The organism is Candidatus Streptomyces philanthi, from assembly GCF_059553635.1.
On sequence record NZ_JCANQV010000016.1, the window covers coordinates 19,079 to 36,666 of the forward strand.

Genomic DNA, 17,588 nt, shown 5'->3' on the forward strand with positions numbered 1-17,588 from the left:
CCGGTCCCCGCCCTGGGCACCGCCGGCGTCGTCACCCCACGTGGAAAGGCAGACCGTCATGGCCGACATCCGCAACGCCAAGGCCGACCCCGCCTCGTCACTGCTGACCCCGCAGGACAGTGTCGTGGTCATGGTCGACCACCAGCCGCAGATGTTCTTCGGCACGACCAGCGCCGACCGCGGCCAGATCATCAACGCCACCGTCGGCCTCGCCAAGGCCGCCAAGGTCTTCGGCATCCCCGTCGTCCTCACCACCGTCGCCGCCAAGACTTTCTCCGGTCCGCTGCTCGCCCCGCTGGCCGACGAGTTCCCCGGGGTGCGGCCCATCGACCGCACCACCATGAACTGCTGGGAGGACCCCCGGGTCGTCGACGCCGTCAAGGCCACCGGGCGCCACAAGATCGTGATGGCGGGGCTGTGGACCGAGGTCTGCATCGCCCTCGCCTCCCTCTCCGCCGCCGAACAGGGCTACGACGTCTACGTCCCCACCGACGCCTGCGGCGGGGTGTCCGACGACGCCCACGACAACGCCGTCCGGCGCATGAGCCGGCACGGCATCACCCCCACCACCTGGCTCACCACCCTGCTCGAATGGCAGCGCGACTGGGCCCGCACCGACACCTACGACGCCGTCATGGACGTCGTCCAGCAGCACGCCGGCGCCTACGGACTCGGCGTCGCCTACGCCCACGCGATGATCCCGCAGTCGGTCGGAGCGGGCTGAGCCCCACCGGCCGGAACCCGGTCGCCGCCCGGCGGCCGGCGACGCCTTTCCGTGCCCGGAGCGCAGAAGGGAAGCGGCGGATGAACGCAGCGGCGGACGACGCGGCCACCGGATCGGTCTGGCGGCCCCTGGGACTGCGGGTGTTCCGCGTCCTGTGGCTGGCCCAGCTCGTGTCCAACATCGGCGGCTGGATGCAGACGGTCGGCGCGCAGTGGCTGATCACCCAGGAGTCGGGGTCCGCCGGGCTGGTCGCCCTGGTGCAGACCGCGGCCAGCCTGCCGATCCTCCTGTTCGGCATCCCCGCCGGGGCCCTGGCCGACGTCCTCGACCGGCGCCGCCTGCTGCTGGCCGCGCAGGCGATGATGCTCGCCACCGCGGGCCTGCTCGCCGCCCTCACCGCACTCGGCCACATCACCGCGTACGGGGTGCTGGCGCTGACCTTCCTCCTCGGCTGCGGCACCGCGCTGATGACCCCCGCCTGGCAGGCGGTCCAGCCCGAGCTCGTACCGCGTGCCCAGATCCCGGCCGCCGCCACCCTCAGCGGGGTGAACATGAACCTGGCGCGGGCCGTCGGCCCGGCTCTCGGCGGCCTGGTGGTGGCCCTGCTCGGCGCCGCCGCCGTCTTCGCGCTCAACGCGGTCACGTTCCTGGCGACGATGGCGGCCCTCGCCACCTGGCACCGGGCCACCGCGCCCGCCCCGATACCGCCCGAGCGGATGCTCCCGGCCCTGCGGGCCGGCCACCGCTACATCCGGCACGCCCCCCGCATCCGCCGCATCCTGGGGCGCGCGCTGCTGTTCGTCCCGGCGGCGGCCGCCCTGTGGGCGCTGCTGCCGGTGGCGGCCAAGGACCTGATGGGGCTGGGCGCGGGCGGGTACGGGCTGCTGCTCGGCGCGATCGGCGTCGGGGCCGTGCTCGGGGCGGTCCTGCTGCCCAAGGTGCGGGGGCGCTGGTCGAGCAATGCCGCGCTGGCCGGGGGCGGGGTCCTGTTCGCCGTGGCGCTGGCGCTGCTCGCGGTGGTGCGGGTGCCGTGGGTCGTGGCGCTCGTCCTCGTCGTCGCCGGGGTCTCGTGGGTGGGGGTGCTGTCCACGCTCAACGCGCAGATGCAGGTCACGGCGCCGGAGTGGGTCCGCGCGAGGGCGCTGGCCGTCTATCTGACGATCTTCCAAGGGGGGATGGCCGTCGGCGCCGCCGTGTGGGGCGCGGTCGCCGACGCGGTGGGCCTGGCGACGACGCTGCTGGTGGCCGCGGTGGTCCTGGCCGCCGGGTCCCTGGCCGGAGTGCGGCTGGCGGTGCCGGACACCTCGCTGGACCGTTCGCCGTCGATGCACTGGCCGGCGCCCGTCATGGTGCTGGACCCCACCGAGGTGAAGGGCCCGGTCCTGGTGACCGTCGAGTACCGCGTCCCCGCCGACCGCGCCGGTGCCTTCGTCACGGCGATGGACGACGTGGGCCGCTCCCGGCTGCGCACCGGAGCGTTCGACTGGAGCCTCTACCAGGACGGCGGTGACCCCGGCAGATACCTGGAGACGTTCCTGGTGCCGTCCTGGGAGGAGCATCTGCGCCAGCACGGCGGCCGGCTGACCGGCCACGACCGGGAGAGCGAGGAGTACGCCCGGTCCCTGGCGGCCCGGCCCTTCCAGGTGTCGCACTTCCTCCCCGCCCGGAGCCACGACCGGAGCCACGACCGTGCCTGACCGCGACGCCGTCCCCCGGAACGCCCCGGCATCTGCCGATCCTGGAAGTTCCAGAATTGCAAAGTTCTGCAATTAGTTACATGCTGGAGCGGTCGTGCCCGCCGGTGCGGGCGGGCACGGCTCAGGAGCCCCGGTCCGGCCGGGGCCGCGGGTTCGTGACGATCGAGGGTTCCGTGCAGGTTCCGCTGTATCAGGCCAAGGCCGAGTTCTTCCGGATGCTGGGGCATCCGGTCCGTATCCGGGTCCTGGAGCTTCTCCAGGACGGGCCCCTGGCCGTCAGGGACCTCCTGGCGGCGCTTGAGGTGGAGCCCGCTGCGCTCTCCCAGCAGCTGGCGGTCCTGCGGCGCTCCGGCATCGTCACCTCCTCCCGCCGGGGCACCTCCGTCGTGTACGAGCTGGCCAGCCGGGACGTCGCCGAACTGCTGCGGGCCGCGCGCCGCATCCTGACCGACATGCTCGCCGGGCAGCACGAGCTGCTCGACCAGCTGCGGGAAGCCGAGGTCGCCGCGAAATGACCACCCGGCTCAACCGGGCGTGGGCCCCGGTACGCTCCCTGCTGCCCACCCGCGCGGACCTCACCGCCATGAAGGCCAACCCGAGGCGCGACCTGCTCGCCGGCCTGACCGTGGCGATCGTGGCCCTCCCCCTCGCCCTCGGCTTCGGCGTCTCCTCCGGTCTCGGCGCCGAGGCCGGCCTGGCCACCGCCGTGATCGCCGGCGCCCTCGCCGCGCTGTTCGGCGGCTCCAACCTCCAGGTCTCCGGCCCCACCGGCGCGATGACCGTCGTCCTCGTGCCGATCGTCGCCCGGTACGGGCCCGGTGGCGTCCTCACCGTCGGCCTGCTCGCCGGGCTGATGCTGGTGGCGCTCGCCGTCGCCCGCGCCGGCCGGTACATGCAGTACGTGCCCGCGCCCGTGGTGGAGGGCTTCACCCTCGGCATCGCCTGTGTGATCGGCCTCCAGCAGGTGCCCCACGCGCTCGGTGTGGCCAAGCCGGAGGGCGACCAGGTCCTGGTGGTGGCCTGGCGCGCCGTCGAGGAGTTCGCGGCGCGCCCCAACTGGACGGCGGTGGCGCTCGCCGTCGCGGTGGCCGCGGTGATGCTGGTCGGCGCCCGCCTGCGTCCGGCCGTCCCGTTCTCGATCGTCGCGGTGATCGCCGCGACCGTCGTCGCCCAGGTCTTCCACCTCGACTCGGCCAGGCCGATCGGGGAGCTGCCCTCCGGGCTGCCCGCCCCGTCGCTGGACTTCCTCGACCTGTCCGCGTTCAGTTCGCTGCTGGGCCCGGCGGTGGCGGTGGCGGCGCTGGCCGCCCTGGAGTCGCTGCTGTCGGCGTCGGTCGCGGACGGCATGACCGTCGGGCAGAAGCACGATCCCGACCGGGAGCTGTTCGGCCAGGGCCTGGCGAACATCGCCGCCCCGCTGTTCGGCGGCGTTCCCGCCACCGGTGCCATCGCGCGTACCGCGGTCAACGTCCGTACCGGCGCGGGCTCCCGGCTGGCCGCCCTCGTCCACGCCGCCGTCCTCGCGGTGATCGTCTTCGCCGCCGCTCCCCTGGTCTCCCGCATCCCCCTCGCCGCGCTCGCCGGTGTCCTGCTGGCCACCGCCGTGCGCATGGTCGAGGTCGGCGCGTTGCGCGCCATGGTCAGGGCCACCCGCTCCGACGCCGTCGTCCTCGTCCTCACCGCCGTCGCCACGGTCGCCCTCGACCTCGTCTACGCCGTCATCATCGGGCTGCTCGTCGCCGGGGCCCTGGCGCTGCGCGCCGTCGCCCGGCAGGCCCGCCTCGACCAGGTCTCCTTCCGGCCGCACCTGCCCGGCCAGGACCGCGACGAGGAACACGCCCTGCTGGCCGAGCACATCGTCGCCTACCGCATCGACGGTCCCCTCTTCTTCGCCGGCGCCCACCGCTTCCTCCTCGAACTCAGTGAGGTCGCCGACGTCCGCGTGATCATCCTGCGCATGGCACGGGTGTCGACGATCGACGCCACCGGCGCACTGGTCCTCAAGGACGCGGTGGACAAGCTGCGCCGCCGCGGCATCGTCGTCCTCGCCTCGGGCATACGCCCCGGCCAGCGCCGGGTCCTCGAATCCGTCGGCGCCCTGGAACTGCTGCGCCACGACGGCCAGGAGTACGCCACCACCCCCGAGGCCATCGCCGCCGCCCGGACCCACCTCCAGCGCAGCGGGGTCCTCCCCGCCCCCGCCCAGGACCGCCCCCCTCGTCCCGCGACCGTCCAGGAGGCCCCACGATGACCAGCGCTCCCCGCATGCTCGACATCTCCGGCGAGGAGGCGCTCTACCTCCTCCAGGGCGCCTCCCGGGGCCGGTTGATCTACGCGCAGCGGGAGGCGACGATCGTCCGTCCCGCCTCCCACGTCCTGGAGTACGGGAGGCTGATCGTGCGCGCCCCCGTGCCGGCCGCGGCGTTCTCGCGCCGGGTCACGGTCACCTACCACGCCGACCGCTTCCACCCCGCCGCCGGCTGGGCGGTGGCCGCCTCCGGTCCCGCCGAGGCCCTCACCGACGAGGACGAGGCCACGCACTACCGCCGGACGCTGCCGGGCTGGACGCACGGCCCGCACGACCTGCTCGTCCGCGTCCACCCGCAGTCCGTCCAGGGCCACCGCTTCGCCCACGCCTCCGGACCGGCCTCCCCCACCGCCCCTCAGCACCACACCCGATGATCCACACCGTTTCCCTGCCCCACCGCCACCTCCTCACCTGCGACGCCGTCCCCGCCGCCGTGCCACTGACCCGCCGGGAGGCCGAGATGACCTACCCGGCCTGGGGCGTCAGCCCCGGTCACCGCGTCATGGGCCCCGCCCTCCTCGTCCTCGGCGAGCTGGTCACCAACTGCGTACGGCACGCCGCCGCCCGCTCCCCGCAGCTCACCGTCGCCTATGCCAGGAGCGACGACGCCCTGGTGTTCGCCGTCCACGACCGCGATCCCCGCCAGCTCTCCCTGCCGTCCTTCGGCGGCGGTTCCGGCGGCCTGCCCACCGTCGCCGAGGTGACCGGCGCGTGGCACGGCACCTGGACGGTGACCCCGGACACCGACCGGGGCGGCAAGAGCGTCCGGATCACCTTCCCGCTCTGACCGGGCGCCGGGTGGCCCTCCTCACCCGCGAAAGCCTTCCCGACGGGGCCCGTGGCGGGCAGGATCGTCGGATGTCTCATCTCGGACTGGTGACCCTCGTCGTACGGGACTACGACGAGGCCCTCGCCTTCTACGTGGACGTACTGGGCTTCGAGCTCCTGGAGGACACCCGTCTCGGTGACGGAAAACGGTGGGTCGTCGTCGCTCCGCCCGGGGCGCGGGAGACGGCGGTGCTGCTGGCCCGCGCGGTGGCGGACGCGCAGGAGGCGCGGATCGGCGACCAGACCGGCGGGCGCGTCGGCTGGTTCCTGAACACCGGGTCGTTCGCGCGTGACTACGCGCGGCTGCGGGCGGCCGGGGTCGAGTTCGAGGAGGAGCCGCGGCACGAGCCGTACGGCACGGTCGCCGTCTTCCGCGATCTGTACGGGAACCGCTGGGACCTGATCCAGCTGCACCGCGAGCCCGCCCCGGAGGACGCGGGGTGAGGCCGCGCGCCCGTGGACCGGCCCGGCCGTTCCCTCCCGGCCGGGATGCCGCCCCGGTGTGAGGGTGCGCGGGGACGGTGGGCGGCGTATGCTCGGCATAGTTGTTGCGGATTAAACTATCCGCGCCGAGTGAGAGGACCCGCGCGATGCCCCTTGCCGGAGCGGAACCCGCCGAACCACCCCGCGCCGCGTCGGCGACGGCGCCGCGGGTCGAGGTCCTCGGCCCGCGTGAGGTACCCCTGGGCGGGCCGCGGGCGATGACCGTGCGCCGTACGCTCCCCCAGCGGTCCCGGACCTTCGTCGGAGCCTGGTGCTTCGCCGACCACTACGGCCCCGACGACGTCTCCGGGACGGGCGGCATGGACGTCGCCCCGCACCCGCACACCGGTCTGCAGACCGTGAGCTGGCTGTTCAGCGGGGAGATCGAGCACCGCGACAGCCTCGGGAGCCACGCCCTGGTGCGCCCCGGCGAACTCAACCTGATGACCGGCGGACACGGCATCGCCCACTCGGAGGTGTCCACCGCGCGCACCACCGTGCTGCACGGCGTACAGCTGTGGGTGGCACTGCCCGGGGAACACCGCGACACGGAACGGGACTTCCAGCACCACGTACCCGACCCCGCCCACCTCCCCGGGGCCGAGATCAGGGTCTTCCTGGGCTCACTGGCGGGGGTCCGCTCCCCGGTCCCGACCTTCACCCCCCTCCTCGGCGCCGAGGTCCTCCTCGCCCCGCACGCCTCGGTGACCCTCGCCGTCGACCGCGCCTTCGAGCACGGCCTCCTGGTGGACGCCGGCTCCATCACCCTGGCCGGCACCCCGCTGCGCCGCGCCGAGATGGGCTGCGTCCACCCCGGCCCCGACGCCCTCACCCTGACGAACACGTCGGACGGGACGGCCCGCGCCGTACTGCTCGGCGGCACCCCGTTCGAGGAGGAGATCGTCATGTGGTGGAACTTCATCGGCCGCGGCCACGACGACATCGTCCGGGCCCGCCAGGAGTGGCAGGACGCCTCCGCGCGCTTCGGCGCCGTCGAGGGCTACCCGGGCGACCGCCTCCCCGCCCCCGTCCTGCCGCACACCACGCTGCGGCCCCGGGGGAACCCGCCCCGCCGCTGACGGACGGCACACGGCCCGTCGCCACAGCCTCCTCCCCCGCCCCTCACACCACCCCACGGAGTGACCTTCCCTCGAACTCAACTTCCCTTACTGGTAGGCACGTTCGAGAAATCGCCCGAGCCGCTGGCCCGTACGGCACCCCTTGGCGTTCTCTTGTCCCGAATTCCCCGAGGGCCGCGGTGGCTTCCGCCAGGATGACGCGCGACAGTGCGTAGCGCGAGGCAAGGAAGCCCCTGAATGAGAATGAGCGCCATATCGCTGGACCGGCTGGTCCCGGCGGTGCTGATGTGCGTCGGCGTCCTGGCCGCGGTGGCCGTGGTCCTGTACAGCAGGCGGGCCACGCGGCGCGGTGCCGCCGAGGACTCCTGGGAGCGCGGCGAGGAACGCCGGCGCCGCAAGGAGGCCCTGTACGGCATGGCCTCGTACCTGCTGCTGTTCTGCTGCGCCGCGGTCGCCGCCGCGCTGTCCTTCCACGGACTGGTCGGCTTCGGGGTGCAGAACCTCAACCTGTCGGGCGGCTGGGAGTACCTGGTGCCGTTCGGGCTGGACGGCGCGGCGATGTTCTGCTCGGTGCTGGCGGTGCGCGAGGCGAGCCACGGTGACGCGGCGCTCGGCTCGCGGCTGCTGGTGTGGACGTTCGCCGGGGCGGCCGCGTGGTTCAACTGGGTGCACGCGCCCCGCGGGCTGGACCACGCGGGCGCGCCACAGTTCTTCGCCGGGATGTCGCTGTCGGCGGCGGTGCTGTTCGACCGGGCGCTCAAGCAGACGCGCCGGGCGGCGCTGCGCGAGCAGGGTCTGGTGCCGCGTCCGCTGCCGCAGATCCGTGTGGTGCGCTGGCTGCGGGCGCCCCGCGAGACCTTCGCCGCCTGGTCGCTGATGCTGCTGGAGGGCGTCCGGTCGCTGGACGAGGCGGTGGAGGAGGTCAGGGAGGACCGCAGGGAGCGGGAACGCGAGCGGGTGCGCAGGCGGGAGCGGGGCCGGATCGACCGGGCGCGGATCAAGGCCCTCAACCGGCAGCACCGCTCGTGGCGCCGGGGCCGTCAGGTGCCGGTGACCGCGGGGCCCCCGGCCGCCGCCACGGCCTCCGCCGAGATGCCCGGTCCGGACCCCGCCATAGGCGGCGAGCCACAGCCGTTGCCGCCGTCGGGCGACCCGTCGGTGCGCTCCCGCCCGGCGCTGAAGGCCGTGACGGGCGCGGATGACAGGGACAGCGGGGCCGCCTCCGACAGCGGGCCCGCGCGTCGTCAGACCGTCGATCTCACGGCGGAGGACGACACCAGGGCGCTGCCGCGCCTGGATTCGCTGGAGGAGAAGCTCGCCGCCATCGAGCGGCATTTCGGCTGAGCGGTGGCGGGCCGTCGTACCTCAGGACGGTCCGCCGCCCAGTTCGAACCAGACGGTCTTGCCCAGTCCCTGGGGGCTCACGCCCCAGGCGTCGGCGAGGGAGCGTACGAGGAGCAGCCCGCGGCCGGACGTTCCGTCCCCGCTGGGCGGTCGCGGTTCGGGAGGGGCGGCGGAGAAGTCCCGGACCTCGACGCGCAGCCGGTCGGTGGCCACGGCGGTGACCACGGCGCCGCTGCGGGTGTGCACAAGGGCGTTGGTGAGCAGTTCGCTCAGGAGCAGGGTGGCGGGTTCGGTGAGGTCGGCGCCGGACGGAGGGGTCCAGCGGGCCAGTAACTCCCGTAACTCCCGGCGGACCACGGCCACCGCGCTCAGGTCTCCCGCACGTACCCTGTGTTCCAGGACGTCCGGCAGGCAGGTGGTGGCACCTGTGCCCCGGCCGCCCTCGGCCGTCCCCCCTCTCGCCTCGCGTACGTCCCGTATCTCCTGCCACACCGGTTGACGCATCATCTCCCCCGCCCCGAACGTCTTTCCGGTCGCTCTCTCGAACAGCCTCACGCTCATGCTTTCCCGCCGGACCGGGCGCCATGCTTCCGGCGGCCCCGGTCCGGGCCGGTGTGCGGTATCCCACGTTCGGGCAAGGCCCCTGGCATATGCCCAGGTCACTCGGTGACCATGGTTCACATCCGGGGAATGTTGCGCAGATTCGAGCGCGCCATCTGGAGCATCCGGCCGACACCGCCGTCCAGCACGATCTTCCCGGCCGACAGCGCGAATCCCGACACCATCTCCGCACTGATCTTCGGCGGGATGGAGAGCGCGTGGGGATCGGTGACGACATCGACCAGCGCCGGGCCGTCGTGCCCGAACGCCTCGCGCAGCGCGCCCCGCAGCTGCTTGGGCTTCTCCACCCGGACGCCGAAGGCCCCGGCCGCGCGGGCGAGGGCCGCGAAGTCCGGGTTGCGGTTGGTGGTGCCGTACGAGGGCAGGCCCGACACCAGCATCTCCAACTCGACCATGCCGAGCGAGGAGTTGTTGAAGAGGACCACCTTCACCGGCAGGTTGTACTGGACCAAGGTGAGGAAGTCGCCCATCAGCATGGTGAATCCGCCGTCGCCGGACATGGACACGATCTGCCGCCGCCGGTCGGTGAACTGGGCGCCGATCGCCTGCGGCAACGCGTTCGCCATCGAGCCGTGGGTGAACGAACCGATCACCCGGCGGCTGCCGTTGGGCGTCAGATAGCGCGCCGCCCACACGTTGCACATCCCGGTGTCGACGGAGAACACCGCGTCGTCCGCCGCCTCCTCGTCCAGGACGGACGCGACGTACTCGGGGTGGATCGGGATGTGCTTCTCGACCTTGCGGGTGTAGGCGCTGACCACGCCCTCCAGCGCGTCGGCGTGTTTCTTGAGCATCCGGTCGAGGAACCTGCGCCGCGTCTTGACGTTCACCCGGGGGATGAGGCAGCGCAGGGTCTCGCGGACGTCGCCCCAGACGGCGAGGTCGAGCTGGGAACGGCGGCCGAGGTGCTCGGGGCGGACGTCCACCTGCACGATCTTGACGTCGTCGGGCAGGAACGCGTTGTACGGGAAGTCGGTCCCGAGCAGGATCAGCAGATCGCACTCGTGGGTGGCCTCGTAGGCGGCGCCGTAGCCCAGCAGGCCGCTCATGCCGACGTCGTAGGGGTTGTCGTACTGGATCCACTCCTTGCCGCGCAGGGCGTGGCCGACCGGGGCCTTGACGCGTTCGGCGAGCTCCATCACCTCGGCGTGGGCGCCCGCGGTGCCGCTGCCGCAGAACAGGGTCACCTTGCCCGCGTCGTCGATCATCCGCGCCAGCCGGTCGATCTCCTCGTCGCCGGGGCGTACGGAGGGGCGGGAGGTGACCAGGGCGTGTTCGACGGCGCCCTCCGGGGCGGCCTCGGCGGCGATGTCGCCGGGCAGGGAGACGACCGAGACGCCGCTGCGGCCGACGGCGTGCTGGATCGCGGTCTGGAGCACCCGGGGCATCTGCCGCCTGTTGGAGATCAGTTCGCTGTAGTGGCTGCACTCGGAGAACAGCCGGTCCGGGTGGGTCTCCTGGAAGTAGCTGGTGCCGATCTCGCTGGAGGGGATGTGGGAGGCGAGGGCGAGGACGGGGGCCATGGAGCGGTGGGCGTCGAAGAGGCCGTTGATGAGGTGGAGGTTGCCGGGGCCGCAGGAACCGGCGCAGGCGGCGAGCTTCCCGGTGATCTGCGCCTCGGCGCCGGCGGCGAACGCGGCGGTCTCCTCGTGCCGGACCTGGATCCAGTCGATCGCGGAGTTCCGGCGGACCGCGTCGACGACGGGGTTGAGGCTGTCCCCGACGACGCCGTACAGGCGCCGCACCCCGGCCCGTACCAGGATGTCCACGAACTGCTCGGCCACGGTCTGCTTCGCCATCTCGTGCTCCTTCGACGCCGGTCGTCCGTTCCGCGGGGCACACCGCGATGTGCCCCTCCCAGTCAACCCATCGGCACCCGCCGTCCGCCCGTGCCGGCCGCCGGGCGCACCGGTGTCCACCCGTACGGGGCCGGGCGGGCGTCAGGTGTGCCGGCCGACGTGCGGTGGCGAGGGACGCGGGGAGGTCCGGCGGTCGGGGCGTGGGTCCGCCGGGCGGCCAACCCCCCACAGGTGGCCGCCCGGCGGGCGGAGGCGCCGCACGGGGCGGCGCGGGCCGTGGTCCGTCCGGTGCCGGACCGTGGCCGGTATGGGTCGTCGAGGGACCGGAACGCCCGGCGTCCCGGTGGGAAGGGTGTCGTGGGAGGGGATACGGCGTGCCGCACCGTGCGGGCGGGAACGCCGGGTTCCCTCGGTCGGCGGACCGGTGGGGCGCAGGGGACGTCCGGTGGGGCCACCGGCGGCAGGGTGTGCGCCGGCGGTCCTCGGCGGTGGTGTCACCACCGGCCCCCGTGGTCCGGGGAGGGAGTGGCATCCCCGGGAGTACGCATCATCCTCCAGCCACGCGCCCGCGTCCAGATCGGTGCGGCCCCCGGGTGTCCGGCCGCTCCGGGGGCGGTCCGGGGCGGGTTCCGGCAGGCTTGGGCCATGAGGGAGCGCGACGGGCACGGACCGGCGGGCACCCGCCGCGCGCCGGGCCGGACCGGTGCGGCCGTCGGGGTGCCCGGAGGGCGGGGCGGGGCCGGCGGATGAGCGTGGGGCAGACGGTCGCGGTGGCGCTGGTCCTGCTGCTGGGTCTGCTGGGCGTGCTGGTGCCGGGGGTGCCGGGGCCGTCGATCGTCTGGGCCGGGGTGCTGTGGTGGACGCTGGCGGAGCGGTCCACGGCGGCCTGGGCGGTGCTGATCACGGCGACCGGTGTGCTGCTGCTCCACCAGGCCGTGAAGCTGCTGCTGCCCCCGCGTGACCTGCGGGCCGTCGGCACGCCGTACGGGATTCTCCTCGCGTCCGGCGTCGCGTGCGTTGTCGGCTTCTTCGTGATCCCCGTCCTCGGGGGCCCGCTGTGCGCCGTCGGGGTGCTCTATCTCCTGGAACGGCTGCGGCTCGGCGGCCACGGGGACGCGTGGGCGGCGACGCGGGCGGCGCTGCGCGCCCTCGGCCCGAGCGTGCTGGTCGAACTGTTCGCATGTCTGCTGGTCGTGGGGGTGTGGGCGGGGGTGGCGGTCGTGGCGTGAGGGCGCCCTCGCGGGGAGGGCGCCCCGTCCCTCACGGACGGTTCATCGCCGTCCTCCCCGCTTGCGCGCGGTCATGTGGCGGCCGAGGGCCTGCTTCTGCCTCCAGTCCCGCCGGATCTCCTCGCGCAGCCGGGCGTCGGTCCTGGCCACCATGCGGCGGTTCTCGCGCAGCAGCTTGCGGTAGTTGTCGAGGCGACGGGGCGCGAGGGTGCCGTCGTCCAGGGCCGCCCGGACGGCGCAGCCGGGTTCGGTGTCGTGCGCGCAGTCGGAGAAGCGGCAGCCCTCGGCGAGGTCCTCGATGTCGGCGAAGGCGCGGCTGAGCCCGGTCCCGGCGTCCCACATGCCGACGCCGCGCAGCCCCGGGGTGTCGATCAGGGTGCCGCCGCGCGGGAGCGGCAGCAGGTCGCGGGTGGTCGTGGTGTGCCGTCCCTTGCCGTCCCGGTCCCGGACCGCGCTGACGTACTGCGCCCCGGTGCCCGTCAGGGCGTTGGCGAGGGTGGACTTGCCGGCGCCGGACTGCCCCAGCAGGACGGTGGTGGCGCCGGCGAGGTGGGCGGTCAGGGCGTCGAGGCCGTCGCCGGCCGCCGCGCTGACGGCCAGGACCGGCACGCCGGGCGCGGTCCGCCGGGTGTCGTCGACGAGGTGGGCCACCACGTCCGGGTCGCCGGCGAGGTCGGCCTTGGTGAGCGCCACCAGGGGGCGGGGCCCCTCGGCGCCGGGGTGCGCGGGGTCGTCGCCGCGGCTGCCGGCCATGGCCAGGGCGAGGAAGCGTTCCACCCGGCCGAGGTCCAGGTCGGCGGCGAGGGAGACGCAGATGACGACGCGGTCGATGTTGGCGGCGAGTACCTGGGCCTCGGAGCGTCCGGAGGCGACGGACCGGACGAAGGCGCTGCGCCGCGGGAGCAGCGCGGTGACCACACCGTCGACGGCGTGGTGGCCCTGTCCCAGGTCGAGTACGGCCCAGTCGCCGGTGCAGGGCACCCGCATCGGGTCGCCGGTGGCGACGGGCGCGGTGTCCGCGAGGACGGTGCGGCTGCCGTCGCCGTCCGCGACGACGGCGTCCACCCGCCCGCGGTCGACGCGGACGATGCGGCCGGGCACGTGTCCCTGTCCGGCGAAGGGGGTGAAGAGGGCGGCGAACGCGTCGTCCCAGCCGTAGGCGGTCAGCGGGCGCGACGAGGACGCGGCGGAGGGGAGAGTCAAGGGGAACCCTTCACAAGGGTGGCCCCGGCGGCACGTGGACGTGCGAAGGAAGGAGGGTCAGCCGGCGGCCACGGGAGCGGAACGAATGGTCTTCTGCGTGCGGGCGGTGCCCGTCGTCACCCTTGCCATCGGTCACACCTCCTGTTGCCGGGCCCGGACGGCGGGCCGGTCGGGCCGCCGTCGTGAACGCGCCGAGCGTAGCCCGGGGCGGCGGGCGGCACCACGGGTTTTCCGGGCGGCGGTTCCCGTGTCGCGCGGCGGGCCGGTCCGCGGTGCAGTGGAAGGAGCGGCGGCCGCGGGCGCGGCGCGTGCCGGCGTCCGCGGCCCGGGACGAGAAGGAGGCGTGTGATGCCCGCTGGATCGAGTGCCAAGCGTGAGCGGCAGTACGAGCACATCAGGAAGAGCGCCCGGGAGCGCGGCGAGTCACCCGAGCGGGCCAAGGAGATCGCCGCGCGCACCGTGAACAAGGAGCGGGCGCGTTCGGGCGAGTCGCGGACGGCGGGCCGGGTGTCGACCCAGGACCCGAAGTCCGCCTCGCAGCGCGGCGGCGAGCGTTCGCACCGCGGCGCGCAGGGACCGACGAAGGACCAGTTGTACGAGGAGGCCAAGCGGCGCCATGTCGAGGGGCGTTCGTCGATGAACAAGGAGGAGTTGCGCAAGGCACTGGGGCGTTGACCACCGCTCCCGGGCCGTGGCGCGGGTGCCGTGTCCGCGCGACCGGGGAGGGGCGGGCCCCAACCCCCGTGTACGGGAAAGGGGTTGCTCCAGGGCATCGACAGAAGGAGGACGGCCGGGGATCATCGATTGCGCGGGCGCGGGATGGTGCACGAGATGTCCATGGGGTCCCGGGCAATGGGAGATTCGTACATCCCGACGATCTGTTAATCTGCCCGCCCCTGGATGTTCCTCCATCCCCCCATGTCTCCCCGCTCGCCGGGTGCAGCGAGGTGTCCCGTACGTGTACAGCACTCCCTTTTCCTCCGCAGGGGCCCGGGCGGCGCGGGCCCGGGTGGGCCTGAGCACCGCCGAGGTCGCTCAGGCCATGGCGTCCTGCGGGGTGCCGATCCGCCCCGAACTCGTCGAAGCCTGGGAATACGGCTCCTACCTTCCCGACGAGGCGCAACTCTTCGCGCTGGCCGATGTGTTGTGGTGCCCGACGACCGTCCTGATGGGCATCGTGCCCCGGACGCTCGCCGAGCACCGCATGGCGCGGCAGCTGAGCGCCGAACGGCTGGCGCGGCTGATCGACATGGCCCCGGACACCTACCGGCAGGCCGAGGCGTCGCACCGCTGGCCGGGCGACTACCGGCAGACGAAGGCGCTGGTGGAGACGCTGGGGCTGTCGCTGCGCACGCTCACGGGGGTGATGGGCCGGGTCGAGGAGCTGGCCGGGCATCTGCGCGGCGCGGTCGAGGGGCGCTGGAAGAGTCATGTCGCACCGGTCGCCGGGATCACCACCCTGCACAAGAACCGCGTGAGCCCCGCATTGCGCACCATGCACGGGGAGTTCGCGGAGTTCTCCGAGCGCTACATGGGGCATCTGGTGGCACGGAACGCCGATGCCCGGCTCAGGGAGATCGCGGCCGAGCGCTCGGCGTTCCTGCGCGGGCTGGTCGACCACTTCTGGGACCTGATCGGCGAGGCGGGAGAGGCGTCGCCGTTCCCCGCCGGGCGGGACTGACGCCCGGCACCGGGTGGCCCGCCCATGGGACCACCCGGCGCGGCGGGTCAGTGGCCGGCCGCTCCCGGATGCGGGTCGTACGGCTGCGGCGGGTGGAACTGCGGGGCGTGGTGCGCGGCGGCCGGACCGGGCACGGGCGCCGGTTCGCCGTCCGCTTCCTCGATCCCGTCCCAGTCGATCTCCATCGTGCCGCGGCGGGTGAAGATGTGGAAGAAGAGGTTGAGCAGGATCGCGGTCAGTCCGCCCAGGGTGATCCCGCTGTCGAGGACGGCCCTCACGTTGTCGGGCATCCGCTCGAAGAACGGTGCGGCCGCGGTGGGCAGGAAGGCGGCGCCGAGACTGACGGCGAGGATCAGGGCGTTGCGTTCCTCGCGCAGATCGGCCTTGCCCAGGATCTGGATGCCGACGGCGGCGACCATGCCGAACATCGCGATGGCGGCGCCGCCGAGCACCGGGTGCGGGATCGTGGCGACCACGGCGCCCACCTTCGGCAACAGCCCCAGGGCGATCATGATGCCGCCGGCCGCGACCACCACGAACCGGCTCATGACCTTCGACATCCGCACCAGGCCGATGTTCTGGGCGAACGCCGTGTAGGGAAAGGCGTTGAGGACGCCGCCGAGGACGGTGGCGATGCCGTCGGCGCGCAGTGCGCGGGCGACGGTCTCGTTGTCGGCGCGGCGCCCGGTGACCTCGCCGATGGCGTAGACGTCACCGGTGGTCTCGACCATGGTGATCAGCATGACGATGATCATGGCGAGGATCGGGAAGGGTTCGAACTTCGGCATCCCGTAGTGGAACGGGGTGCTGACACCGAACCAGGCGGCCTCCTCGACGCCGTCGAACCGCACATCGCCCAGCGCCCAGGCGACCGCGGTGCCGGCGACCAGGCCGAGGAGCACGGCGAGGCTGCCGAGGTAGTTCTTGCCGAAGCGGACCACCAGCAGGATGAACAGCAGGGTGCCGCCCGCGTAGGCGAGGTTCTTGCCCGAGGCGTACTCGGGCCGGCCGACGAGCTGGGCGCCGCCCGCGGCGTCCTGGAGGGCCTGCGGCATCAGGGTGAGGCCGATGACGGTGAGGATGGTGCCGATCACGATCGGCGGGAAGTACTTGACGAGCTTGCTGAAGAACGGCGCGAAGAGGAACGTCGCGATGCCCGCCGTGATCACCGCTCCGTAGACGACGAGCAGTCCGGCGGTGCCGCCGCCCGCGCCCAGGCCGATGGCGATCATCGGGGAGACGGCGGTGAAGGTGGCGCCCTGGACGAGCGGCATCCTGGCGCCGATCCGCCAGACGCCGAATGCCTGGATGATCGAGGCGATTCCGCAGGTCAGCAGGTCCGCGTTGATGAGGTAGACCAGCTCGCCGCGGGAGAGGCCGAGGGCGTTCCCGACCAGGATCGGAACGATGACCGCCGCCGCGTAGAAGGCGAGGACGTGCTGGAACCCGTAGAGGGCGAGCCTGCCGACGGGGAGCATCTCGTCGACGGGGTGGGTGCCGTGCCCGGAGGGCGGGGGGCTGTGCCGGGGGTCTCGTGCCATCTCTGCCTTGCCTTCAGGAGGTAGGTGAATAAGAAGCGGCGGCCGGGCACCGAGCCGCGGGGGCGGGGACCGGCCGGGTCGTACACGACCGACGTACGGGGGATGCCGTCGCGGTACGCGGCCACGGGGGCGCGCGACGTACCGGGCGACAAAACCCAAAGACCGATCAATTACCGGCAAACCCAAGGCAATTGCGGAGCAGGATCGATCAAGGCGCTCACCTTAGTTGACCTTTACGGCTTCCCGCGAGTCATCCGGAGGATTGCCCCGAGGTGCGTCCGCCGTGGGCGGGAACGGCCGCGCGCAGGCTGTGCGGGGCTTGTACGGCGGGGCCGGAGGGGTGTCGCAGGGCCGGCGCGGCCGTACTGATGCGGCGGGGCGGGGCCGCCACGGTGACGGCTCGCGTCGTTCACCGTGGGCACGGTCCCGGACGCCCCGCTTGCGAGGTGAGGGAAAGCAGGGCAGAAAGGGGCAGGGAGCGTTGGCGTACGACCGTCGGCTCCTGTCCCGTTCCTGTGACCGCCGCTCCCGCCCCTGCCGCCCGAGGGCGTACGGGAGCCCGCCGACCCGACGGAGGAGGGGCCCGTGACACCGCCACCGCCGTCGGACAGCACCCCGCCCGACCGGGAGCCGGGCGATCACCCGACCGGCCCGCCTTCCGGCCACCCGCGCGACGACGCGACGACACCGGGTGGCGAGAGGCCGGGTGGGGACCGTGAGGCAGCGGGGAGCGGGCGGGCCGGCGTGGGTGACGGGGCGACCGGAGGCGGAGAACCGGACAAGACCGCCAAAGAGCCCGACGGGGCCGCCGGAGGCCCCGGCGCGGGCGGCGGTACGACCAGGAACGAGCCCCCCACCCCCGGCACCCCCATCCACCAGCACCGCCCCCGCCCCGGCACGGCCCCCTGGTGGCGGGCGCACCCCGGCATCGCGCTGGCCGCCGCCTTCCTCGTGGCGGCCGGTGTGCTGACCGTGTTCCTCACCCGTCCGGCCCCCACCGGTCCCCCGCCGGGCGGCGGGGAGCTGCTGCTGCAACCGGCCGGGGCGCCGG

16 protein-coding genes and 1 pseudogene are annotated in these 17,588 nt (G+C 73.7%); 13 read left to right on the plus strand and 4 right to left on the minus strand.

The window, feature by feature from the left end; genetic code table 11:
- Window positions 1-58 precede the first annotated feature (58 nt).
- From AC51EU_RS04220 to AC51EU_RS04260, 9 genes are all read left to right on the plus strand, one after another.
- The gene (locus tag AC51EU_RS04220) at window positions 59-724 is read left to right on the plus strand and encodes a hydrolase (protein ID WP_496265260.1); all 666 of its coding nucleotides are present in this window, start codon (window positions 59-61) and stop codon (window positions 722-724) included.
- A gap of 80 nt (window positions 725-804) precedes the next feature.
- Window positions 805-2,421, plus strand: a complete 1,617-nt coding sequence (locus AC51EU_RS04225; RefSeq protein ID WP_496265261.1) for an MFS transporter — start codon at window positions 805-807, stop codon at window positions 2,419-2,421.
- 173 nt (window positions 2,422-2,594) lie between these two features.
- Window positions 2,595-2,936 (plus strand): ArsR/SmtB family transcription factor, encoded by a 342-nt coding sequence (locus tag AC51EU_RS04230; RefSeq protein ID WP_496265262.1) that lies wholly within the window; start codon window positions 2,595-2,597, stop codon window positions 2,934-2,936.
- Window positions 2,933-4,672 (plus strand): SulP family inorganic anion transporter, encoded by a 1,740-nt coding sequence (locus tag AC51EU_RS04235; protein ID WP_496265263.1) that lies wholly within the window; start codon window positions 2,933-2,935, stop codon window positions 4,670-4,672. The genes AC51EU_RS04230 and AC51EU_RS04235 overlap by 4 nt, the downstream gene beginning before the upstream one ends.
- A complete protein-coding gene (locus tag AC51EU_RS04240; protein ID WP_496265264.1) occupies window positions 4,669-5,103 on the plus strand; it encodes a pyridoxamine 5'-phosphate oxidase family protein in 435 nt (144 codons plus the stop codon). Before AC51EU_RS04235 ends, AC51EU_RS04240 begins: the two co-directional genes overlap by 4 nt.
- Complete coding sequence (locus AC51EU_RS04245) at window positions 5,100-5,516, plus strand: ATP-binding protein (RefSeq protein ID WP_496265265.1); 417 nt, start codon at window positions 5,100-5,102, stop codon at window positions 5,514-5,516. The genes AC51EU_RS04240 and AC51EU_RS04245 overlap by 4 nt, the downstream gene beginning before the upstream one ends.
- 71 nt (window positions 5,517-5,587) lie before the next feature.
- Window positions 5,588-6,001, plus strand: coding sequence for a VOC family protein (locus AC51EU_RS04250; protein WP_496265266.1), 414 nt, complete (start codon window positions 5,588-5,590; stop codon window positions 5,999-6,001).
- A 146-nt stretch (window positions 6,002-6,147) separates the two neighbouring features.
- Entirely contained in the window at window positions 6,148-7,119 is a 972-nt protein-coding gene (locus AC51EU_RS04255; protein WP_496265267.1) for a pirin family protein, read from the plus strand.
- 237 nt (window positions 7,120-7,356) lie between these two features.
- A complete protein-coding gene (locus tag AC51EU_RS04260; protein ID WP_496265268.1) occupies window positions 7,357-8,463 on the plus strand; it encodes a DUF2637 domain-containing protein in 1,107 nt (368 codons plus the stop codon).
- Window positions 8,464-8,484: 21 nt separating this feature from the next.
- On the opposite strand, the gene AC51EU_RS04265 is transcribed toward AC51EU_RS04260, so the two are convergent.
- Window positions 8,485-9,024, minus strand: coding sequence for an ATP-binding protein (locus AC51EU_RS04265; RefSeq protein ID WP_496265269.1), 540 nt, complete (start codon window positions 9,022-9,024; stop codon window positions 8,485-8,487).
- Between the two features lie 116 nt (window positions 9,025-9,140).
- Window positions 9,141-10,883, minus strand: a complete 1,743-nt coding sequence (locus tag AC51EU_RS04270) for a pyruvate dehydrogenase (protein WP_496265270.1) — start codon at window positions 10,881-10,883, stop codon at window positions 9,141-9,143.
- Window positions 10,884-11,629: 746 nt separating this feature from the next.
- On the opposite strand from AC51EU_RS04270, the gene AC51EU_RS04275 reads away from it, so the two are divergent.
- Window positions 11,630-12,112, plus strand: coding sequence for a DUF456 domain-containing protein (locus AC51EU_RS04275; RefSeq protein ID WP_496265271.1), 483 nt, complete (start codon window positions 11,630-11,632; stop codon window positions 12,110-12,112).
- Window positions 12,113-12,154: 42 nt separating this feature from the next.
- Here AC51EU_RS04275 and rsgA read toward each other — a convergent pair whose 3' ends face one another.
- Window positions 12,155-13,315: a ribosome small subunit-dependent GTPase A gene (rsgA, locus tag AC51EU_RS04280; RefSeq protein WP_496265272.1), complete on the minus strand. Its 1,161-nt coding sequence runs from the start codon at window positions 13,313-13,315 to the stop codon at window positions 12,155-12,157.
- A gap of 348 nt (window positions 13,316-13,663) precedes the next feature.
- Between rsgA and AC51EU_RS04285 the strand changes: the two genes are divergently transcribed.
- Both AC51EU_RS04285 and AC51EU_RS04290 read left to right on the plus strand, forming a co-directional pair.
- Complete coding sequence (locus AC51EU_RS04285) at window positions 13,664-13,990, plus strand: plasmid stabilization protein (RefSeq protein ID WP_496265273.1); 327 nt, start codon at window positions 13,664-13,666, stop codon at window positions 13,988-13,990.
- A gap of 283 nt (window positions 13,991-14,273) precedes the next feature.
- The gene (locus tag AC51EU_RS04290) at window positions 14,274-14,996 is read left to right on the plus strand and encodes a transcriptional regulator (RefSeq protein WP_496265274.1); all 723 of its coding nucleotides are present in this window, start codon (window positions 14,274-14,276) and stop codon (window positions 14,994-14,996) included.
- A 47-nt stretch (window positions 14,997-15,043) separates the two neighbouring features.
- On the opposite strand, the gene AC51EU_RS04295 is transcribed toward AC51EU_RS04290, so the two are convergent.
- Window positions 15,044-16,537 (minus strand): nucleobase:cation symporter-2 family protein, encoded by a 1,494-nt coding sequence (locus AC51EU_RS04295; RefSeq protein ID WP_496265275.1) that lies wholly within the window; start codon window positions 16,535-16,537, stop codon window positions 15,044-15,046.
- A 744-nt stretch (window positions 16,538-17,281) separates the two neighbouring features.
- Here AC51EU_RS04295 and AC51EU_RS04300 point away from each other — a divergent pair.
- Window positions 17,282-17,588 (plus strand): annotated as a pseudogene (locus AC51EU_RS04300) (hypothetical protein); the annotation flags it as partial.

Bases quoted from the DNA above. Each gene is read 5' to 3' on its own strand.
- AC51EU_RS04220 (WP_496265260.1), top strand. From the start codon at position 59: ATGGCCGACATCCGCAACGCCAAGGCCGACCCCGCCTCGTCACTGCTG.
- AC51EU_RS04225 (WP_496265261.1), top strand. From the start codon at position 805: ATGAACGCAGCGGCGGACGACGCGGCCACCGGATCGGTCTGGCGGCCC.
- AC51EU_RS04235 (WP_496265263.1), top strand. From the start codon at position 2,933: ATGACCACCCGGCTCAACCGGGCGTGGGCCCCGGTACGCTCCCTGCTG.
- AC51EU_RS04240 (WP_496265264.1), top strand. From the start codon at position 4,669: ATGACCAGCGCTCCCCGCATGCTCGACATCTCCGGCGAGGAGGCGCTC.
- AC51EU_RS04245 (WP_496265265.1), top strand. From the start codon at position 5,100: ATGATCCACACCGTTTCCCTGCCCCACCGCCACCTCCTCACCTGCGAC.
- AC51EU_RS04250 (WP_496265266.1), top strand. From the start codon at position 5,588: ATGTCTCATCTCGGACTGGTGACCCTCGTCGTACGGGACTACGACGAG.
- AC51EU_RS04255 (WP_496265267.1), top strand. From the start codon at position 6,148: ATGCCCCTTGCCGGAGCGGAACCCGCCGAACCACCCCGCGCCGCGTCG.
- AC51EU_RS04260 (WP_496265268.1), top strand. From the start codon at position 7,357: ATGAGAATGAGCGCCATATCGCTGGACCGGCTGGTCCCGGCGGTGCTG.
- AC51EU_RS04265 (WP_496265269.1), bottom strand. From the start codon at position 9,024: ATGAGCGTGAGGCTGTTCGAGAGAGCGACCGGAAAGACGTTCGGGGCG.
- AC51EU_RS04270 (WP_496265270.1), bottom strand. From the start codon at position 10,883: ATGGCGAAGCAGACCGTGGCCGAGCAGTTCGTGGACATCCTGGTACGG.
- AC51EU_RS04275 (WP_496265271.1), top strand. From the start codon at position 11,630: ATGAGCGTGGGGCAGACGGTCGCGGTGGCGCTGGTCCTGCTGCTGGGT.
- AC51EU_RS04285 (WP_496265273.1), top strand. From the start codon at position 13,664: ATGCCCGCTGGATCGAGTGCCAAGCGTGAGCGGCAGTACGAGCACATC.
- AC51EU_RS04295 (WP_496265275.1), bottom strand. From the start codon at position 16,537: ATGGCACGAGACCCCCGGCACAGCCCCCCGCCCTCCGGGCACGGCACC.